The organism is Stenotrophomonas sp. GD04024 (genome assembly GCF_029837545.1).
GTDB classification, from domain to species: domain Bacteria; phylum Pseudomonadota; class Gammaproteobacteria; order Xanthomonadales; family Xanthomonadaceae; genus Stenotrophomonas; species Stenotrophomonas forensis.
Genome location: NZ_JAOEDV010000129.1, coordinates 1 through 6,807 on the forward strand (window position 1 = coordinate 1; position 6,807 = coordinate 6,807).

Genomic DNA, 6,807 nt, shown 5'->3' on the forward strand with positions numbered 1-6,807 from the left:
TTACGGAAACCGCAGTTCCACCACGCCCTCATGCGGCAGGCTCACCTTCACCGGTGTGCTCTGCAGGTCGTCCTCGCTGCGGTTGGCGCTGCCGCTGCGCGAAATGCGTGCCAGCACTTCCACTTCGCGATGCGCCGACAGCGGCGCGGTCGGCATCGGGCTGTCGCCGTCGCCGAGCCCGACCGTGGCCGGGAAGTCCGCCAACGGGAGTTTGCGCGCGGCCACCGGCATCGGCGGCCCACCCACGGCGCGGGCCAGCACGAACACCTGGGTGCTGGCCGGCCACTCCGAGCCCTGCAACGCAGGCAGCTGTACGCGCACCTGCAGCAGTGCCGGTGGCGGCGCAGCGGTTGCATCGGGCGCCTGGCCTGCGGCGTCGCGGGCGATGGCGATCTGTGCCTGCAGTGCCTGCGCAGCGCCCGGCTCCAGCCGCGGCAGCAGGCCGCTCCAGATATCGGCGGCCTCGGCATTCCGGCCGCGCTGGCGCAGCGCGATGCCGAGCAGCCAGCTGGCGCGCTCGGCGTCCGGGGCCAGCGTGCGTGCCTGCTGCAACCAGCCGATTGCGGTGTCATCGAACTGTTTTCCGGGGTCGGCCTGGGCACGTGCCTGTGCGGCTTCCACCAGCACGCCGGGGTCGTCCGGAGCCAGTGCGGCAGCACGTGCGAAGGCCTCTGCGGCGGCGACGGCATTGCCCAGCTCGGCCTGCGAACGGCCCAGCAGTGCCCAGCCATCGGCCCGCTGCGGGTCGCGCTTGAGTGCATCCTGCAACGCCTGTACGCCATCGCGCAGCGTCGCGACCGACGGCGCCGGCTGTACCTGCGCGGCGCGCGGGTCACCCACCAGCAGGTACAGGCAGGCGCCGGCCACACCGAGTGCCAGCACGCCCACGGCGAAACCTCTGCGGCCGCGGTGGCGCAGGGGCCACAACACCAGCGCCGCCATCAATATGGCAACCAGACCGGCCAGCACCGGCAGCCAATGACTCACCATCCCTCTCCTTCGTCGGCCTGGCTGGCCGGCGTGGCGGCAACCGTGCGGCCACGCCGCCGGACGATGCCGAACACCACCAGCGCACCGGCCCCCAGCACCAGCAGCGGGCCGCCCCACAGCAGCCAGGTACCCGGCTGCAGCGGTGGCTGGTACAGCACGAACTCACCATAGCGAGTCACCAGGAACTGCTTGATCTGCGCGTCGTCGTGGCCCTGCTGCATCAGCTGCAGTACCTCGCGGCGCAGGTCCTGCGCGATCTGCGCGTTGGAATCGGCCAGCGACTGGTTCTGGCACTGCACGCAGCGCAGCTGTGCGGCCAGGTCATGGAAGCGACGCTCCTCGGCGTCATCGCGGAACTGCAGGGGCTGCGGATCGTGCAGCGGCTGCTGGGCCAGCGCGGCCAGCGGCAGCAGCAAAAGCAGCAGCGTCAGCAGCCAGCGCATCGGCTCAGGGCGCCGTGTGCAGCGTGCTGCCGGCACTGCCCTGGGCCTTCTCGATCTTCTCCAGCGCCGGAATCAGTTTCTCGTCCACCACGCGCTGGTTCATCGCGCCGCTGTACTTCCAGCGCACGATGCCGCTGCCATCGACCAGGAAGGTTTCCGGTGCGGCGGTCACGCCCCAGTCGATCGCGGTGCGGCCTTCAACATCGCTGAGCACCACCATGAAGGGATTGCCCAGCTGTTCCAGCCAGTGCAGCGCGTCGGTCGGATCGTCCTTCCAGTTGTAGCCGATCACGCGCACGCGCTTGCTCTCGGCGAAGCGGGTCAGCACCGGGTGTTCCTCGCGGCAGGCCGCGCACCAGCTGCCCCACACGTTCAGCAGGTAGGGCGCGCCGCGCAGGTCGTCGCTGTGCACGATCATTTCCGGGTCATGCAGCACCGGCAGCGCAAACGCCGGCGCCGGCTTGTCGATCAGGGCCGAGGGCAGCACGTCGCGCTGCGGATCGCCCGATTTCATCACCCCGTAGATCATCAGCCCGAGCAGGCCGAAGAAGAACAGCACGCCGATCACGATGGCTACCGGCGGCAGCGGGCGGGAGGGGCGCGGGGCGGGGGACTCGGACATGGGAACTCCTACGGACGACGGAAACGGCGGTCGGCGGCGGTGATGAATCCGCCCAGGGCCATCAGCAGCGCGCCCAGCCAGATCCAGCGCACGAACGGCTTGATGTGTACCCGTACCGCCCATGCATTGTTGCCCAGCGGCTCGCCCAATGCCACGTAGACATCACCGTCGAAGCGTGCATCGATGCCGGCCTCGGTCATCACCTGGCCACCGCTGGCGTACTGGCGCTTCTCCGGATGCAGCAGCGCCAGCTCGCGGCCGTTGCGGAACACCCGCAGATGGCCGCGGTCGGCGATGAAATTGGGGCCTTCGCGATGGTCCACGCCTTCGAAGCGCACTTCATGGCGGCCGACCACCAGCTGCTGGCCCGGTGCCAGCGCCACTTCACGCTGCACATTCAGCGCTTCCACCAGCAAGGCGCCAGCCAGGAACAACGCGATGCCGGCGTGGGCGACGATCATGCCGAGCATCTCGGCGGTGAAGCGGCCGTTGCCGCGCAGCCGCTGCCAGACAAAACGCGCGGTACCGAACCCGACCCAGGCCGCTGCGGCCACGCCGAGGCCGGCCTTCCAGCCATTCTGCGGCGCCTGCCACCAGGCCAGCGCGCCGAGCACGATGGCCAGTGCCAGCCACGGTGCCAGCAGCGCGAAGGCGCGCGATGGCTGGTCGCGCTGCCACTTCACCAGTGGGCCGAACGGCAGCAGCAGGATCATCGGTGCCATCAGCAGCAGGAACAGGCTGCCGAAGTAGGGCGGGCCGACCGAGATCTTGCCCAGCGACAGCGCATCGGCCAGCAGCGGGTACAGCGTGCCCAGCAGCACCATCGCGCAGGCGGTGGCCAGCAGCAGGTTGTTGGCCAGCAGCAGGGTTTCGCGCGAGGTGGCGGTGAAGCCGCGACGCGGATCGTCGGCGTCCACGCTCAGCTGGCTGGCGCGCAGCGCATACAGCAGCAGGCTGCCACCGACCAGCACCGACAGGAACACCAGGATGAACAGGCCGCGCGAAGGATCGGCGGCGAACGAATGCACGCTGGTCAGCACGCCGGAGCGCACCAGGAAGGTCCCCAGCAGCGACAGCGCGAAGGCGGCGATCGCCAGCAGCAGGGTCCAGCTGCCGAAGGTACCGCGCTTTTCGGTGACCGCCTGCGAGTGGATCAGTGCCGCACCGACCAGCCACGGCATGAAGCTGGCGTTCTCCACCGGGTCCCAGAACCACCAGCCGCCCCAGCCCAGCTCGTAGTAGGCCCACCAGCTGCCGAGCGCGATGCCCAGGGTCAGGAAGCCCCAGGCGACGTTGGTCCAGGGCCGCGTCCAGCGCAGCCAGCGCGCGTCGACACGGCCTTCCAGCAGCGCCGCCACCGCGAACGCGAACTGTACCGCGAAGCCAACGTAGCCCAGGTACAGCATCGGCGGGTGGATGATCAGCCCCGGGTCCTGCAGCAGTGGATTGAGGTCGCGGCCTTCCAGTGGCGTCGGATTCAGGCGCAGGAACGGGTTGGAGGTGAAGATCAGGAAGGCGAGGAAGCCGACGCTGACCACACCCATCACCGCCAGTACGCGCGCCTGCACCGGTGCCGGCAGGTGCCGCGAGAACAGCGCTACCGCGCCGGTCCACAGCGCCAGTACCAGCGCCCACATCAGCAGCGAGCCTTCGTGCGCACCCCACACCGCCGAATAGCGGTAGATCATCGGCAGCAGCGAATTGGAGTTCTCGGCCACGTAGCGCACCGAGAAATCCTGCTGCACGAATGCGGCGGTGAGCACGGCGAACGCGCCGGCGACCAGCAGCAGCTGGGCAAAGGCGGCCGGTCGCGCCACCGCCATCCAGGCCGGGTTGTTGCGATGCGCGCCCACCAGCGGCAGGCCAGCCTGCAGCAGCGAGGCCAGCAACGCGCACAGCAGCAGGATCTGACCCAGTTCGGGCAGCACTCAGCGCACCTCGGGTGCCGTCACCGGCACGTCGTGCTTGCGATGGGCATCGCCCATCTTGTCGGCCACTTCCTTCGGCACGTACTTCTCATCGTGCTTGGCCAGCACTTCATCGGCGACGAAAATCCCATCCTGAAGCCGCCCGCTGGCGACCACTGCGGTGCCTTCGGCAAACATGTCCGGCAGGATCCGCGAGGTGGTCACCGGCAGCTGTGCATCGCCGTCGGTCACTTCGAAGCGCGCCTCCAGCGAGCCGACCGGGCGGTTGAAGGAGCCCTTCACCACCATCCCGCCGAGGCGGAAGCGCGACTGCGCATCGACATCGCCGCGCAGTACTTCGGCGGGCGTGTACAGGTAGGCGATGTTGCGCTCCAGCGCCATCGCCACCAGTGCGGTGGCCAGGCCGGAGGCGAGCAGGGCCAACAGCACCCAGGCCAGGCGGCGACGCTGAACCGGGGTCATCGTTCCAGCTCCGTCGACAGCGGCGCGGCCGCGTCCTGCCGGCCGGCACGGGTCTGCTGGCGCTGCTGCCGGGCCAGGGCCAAGCGGCGCGCCACGCGCAGGCGCAGCCACGAGCCGATGGCGTCGGCGCCAAGTACCAGCACGAACACGGCGTAGGCGCCGATCACATATTGCAGGTGGGTCATGGCTGGGCCTCCCGGGCCGGGCGCGTGGCATCGACGCGACCGCCGACCCAGGCCTTGCCGGCCTCGCGGTCGAGGTTGTCGGCGCGCGCCTTGGCCAGTACCGAACCGGCGAACCAGAACTTGGTGCCGATCACCATCCACCACAGCGGCGCGATCATCGCGCTGCTGATCGCCGATTCACCGAACACGTTGATCGACTGGCGCTGGTGCAGGCCACCCCACCAGTCCACTGAATAGCGGATCACCGGCAGCAGGCTGACGCCGACGATGGCCAGCAGGCCGGCCGCGCGCGCGGCGCTGCGGCGATCCTCGATGGCGTGGTACAGGCCGATCACGCCCAGGTACAGGAACAGCAGCACCAGCTCACTGGTCATGCGCGGGTCCCAGTCCCACCAGGTGCCCCAGGTGCCCTTGCCCCAGATGCTGCCGGTCAGCAGGGTGATCAGGGTGAAGCCGGCACCCATCGGTGCGCAGGCCATGGCCAGGATCTCGCAGACCTTGATCCGCCAGATCAGGGCAATAGCGGCATACAGCGCCATCAGCGCGAACACGAACAGGCTCATCCAGGCACTGGGCACATGGATGTAGAGGATGCGGAAGCTGTCCAGCTGCTTGGCTTCCGGCGGCACCACCAGCAGTGCCTGCCACATGCCGACCAGCAGCACCGGCACCGCGGCGAGATAGAACACCCGCGACCAGCGGGCAGCGAATCGGTCGAACGTGGGGGGCGAACCGAGTTGGTGGAACCAGCGGACAATCGGATTCATGCGTGGCGGCTATCCAGCAGGGGTGGATTGGCTCTCAGCTCGGTCAACTCAGAGAAATGCGTATTGCAGCGGCGGTGGCCAGCGGAGCCAGCACCAGCGCGACCAGCAGGCCGGCGCCCAGCATCAGCAGCGCACCGACCGGATCCTGTCCGCGTCCGGCTGCCGCCAGGCTGCCTGCGCCGAACACCAGCACCGGCACGTACAGCGGCAACGACAGCAACGCCACGAGAATACCAGAGCGTCGGATGCCTACGGTCAGCGCGGCGACCACGCCACCGATCAGGCTCAGCAACGGCGTTCCCAGCAGCAACGATGCCAGCAACATCGGCAGCTGGTCATGCGGCAGATGCAGCATTTCCGCCAGCAACGGGCTGACCACGATCAACGGCAGGGCGGTGGTGGCCCAATGCAGCAGCACGCGCACCAGCACCAGCCACGCCAACGGTACCGGCGCCAGCAGCCATTGCTCCAGCGAGCCGTCTTCGGCATCGGAACGGAACAGCGAATCCAGCGACAGCTGGCCGGCCAGCAGCACCGCCAGCCACAGCACCGCACCGGCGGTGGCGGCCAGCAGTTGCGGCTCGCGGCCCTGGGCCAATGCGAACAACACGACCACCAGCACGGCAAACAGCAGCGGCTGCAGTGCATCGCCGCGACGGCGCCAGAGCAGGCGCAGGTCGCGCTTGAGCAGGGCGCCTGCGGTCTGCCACAGGCCTGGTTCGGTGCCCGGCGCGATCATGCGGCACCGCCGAGGTCGAGCTGGCGGGTGCGTACCGGCGGCGCGGCATAGGCGCCATGGGTGGTGACCAGCGCCGCGCCCCCGGCGCGCAGATGCGCCGAGATCATCCGGTTGACCAGAGTGATGCCCTCCAGGTCGAGGTTGGCGTAGGGTTCGTCGAGCAGCCACAGCGGTGCGGGCGACAGCCAGATGCGCGCCAGCGCCAACCGCCGCTTCTGCCCGGCGGACAGGTGACGGACCAGGGTGTCCTCGTAGCCGGCCAGGCCGACGATGGCCAGCGCGTTGCCGGGCATCTGCCGTGCACGGCGGCCGTGCAGGCCACACAGGAAGTGCAGGTTCTCCAGCGTATCCAGATCCGGCTTCAAGGCCGGCAGATGGCTGAGGTAGGCGACGTAGCGCGCGCGCTCGGCAGTGCTGGCCGGCTTGCCGTCGATCCGCACCTGGCCCGCGCCGGGCCGGGCCAGGCCGGCCAGCACGCGCAGCAGGGTGGTCTTGCCGGCGCCATTGCCGCCCTGCACCAGCAGGGCTTCGCCGGCGTCCACGTGGAAATCCAGCGGGCCGAACACGGGCTCGTCATTGCGGGAGAAGCTCAGGCCGCTGGCGGCCAGCAATGCAGGGGTGTTCAAGGGGCAGGGATCTTCATGCCGGAGTGCGGCGGCAATTGTAGCGGC

9 protein-coding genes are annotated in these 6,807 nt (G+C 69.3%); all 9 read right to left on the reverse strand.

The features are described from left to right. The 9 genes from N7590_RS21470 to ccmA are packed head-to-tail and all read right to left on the reverse strand — an operon-like array spanning position 1 to position 6,762. Positions 1-990, reverse strand: a complete 990-nt coding sequence (locus N7590_RS21470; RefSeq protein WP_164242853.1) for a tetratricopeptide repeat protein — start codon at positions 988-990, stop codon at positions 1-3. Further along, entirely contained in the window at positions 984-1,433 is a 450-nt protein-coding gene (locus N7590_RS21475) for a cytochrome c-type biogenesis protein (RefSeq protein WP_164242854.1), read from the reverse strand. Before N7590_RS21475 ends, N7590_RS21470 begins: the two co-directional genes overlap by 7 nt. Positions 1,434-1,437: 4 nt before the next feature. Continuing rightward, a complete protein-coding gene (locus N7590_RS21480; protein ID WP_279935882.1) occupies positions 1,438-2,055 on the reverse strand; it encodes a DsbE family thiol:disulfide interchange protein in 618 nt (205 codons plus the stop codon). 8 nt (positions 2,056-2,063) lie between these two features. Next, complete coding sequence (locus tag N7590_RS21485) at positions 2,064-3,983, reverse strand: heme lyase CcmF/NrfE family subunit (RefSeq protein ID WP_279935884.1); 1,920 nt, start codon at positions 3,981-3,983, stop codon at positions 2,064-2,066. Then, complete coding sequence (gene ccmE, locus N7590_RS21490) at positions 3,984-4,445, reverse strand: cytochrome c maturation protein CcmE (RefSeq protein ID WP_049456029.1); 462 nt, start codon at positions 4,443-4,445, stop codon at positions 3,984-3,986. Further along, the gene (locus N7590_RS21495; RefSeq protein WP_053510478.1) at positions 4,442-4,630 is read right to left on the reverse strand and encodes a heme exporter protein CcmD; all 189 of its coding nucleotides are present in this window, start codon (positions 4,628-4,630) and stop codon (positions 4,442-4,444) included. Before N7590_RS21495 ends, ccmE begins: the two co-directional genes overlap by 4 nt. Continuing rightward, positions 4,627-5,397: a heme ABC transporter permease CcmC gene (gene ccmC / locus N7590_RS21500; protein ID WP_014037835.1), complete on the reverse strand. Its 771-nt coding sequence runs from the start codon at positions 5,395-5,397 to the stop codon at positions 4,627-4,629. Before ccmC ends, N7590_RS21495 begins: the two co-directional genes overlap by 4 nt. Positions 5,398-5,440: 43 nt before the next feature. Beyond that, on the reverse strand, positions 5,441-6,136 hold the full coding sequence (gene ccmB, locus N7590_RS21505; RefSeq protein ID WP_006456616.1) for a heme exporter protein CcmB: 696 nt from the start codon (positions 6,134-6,136) through the stop codon (positions 5,441-5,443). Next, positions 6,133-6,762 (reverse strand): heme ABC exporter ATP-binding protein CcmA, encoded by a 630-nt coding sequence (gene ccmA / locus N7590_RS21510; RefSeq protein ID WP_049456031.1) that lies wholly within the window; start codon positions 6,760-6,762, stop codon positions 6,133-6,135. Before ccmA ends, ccmB begins: the two co-directional genes overlap by 4 nt. Positions 6,763-6,807: the final 45 nt, after the last annotated feature.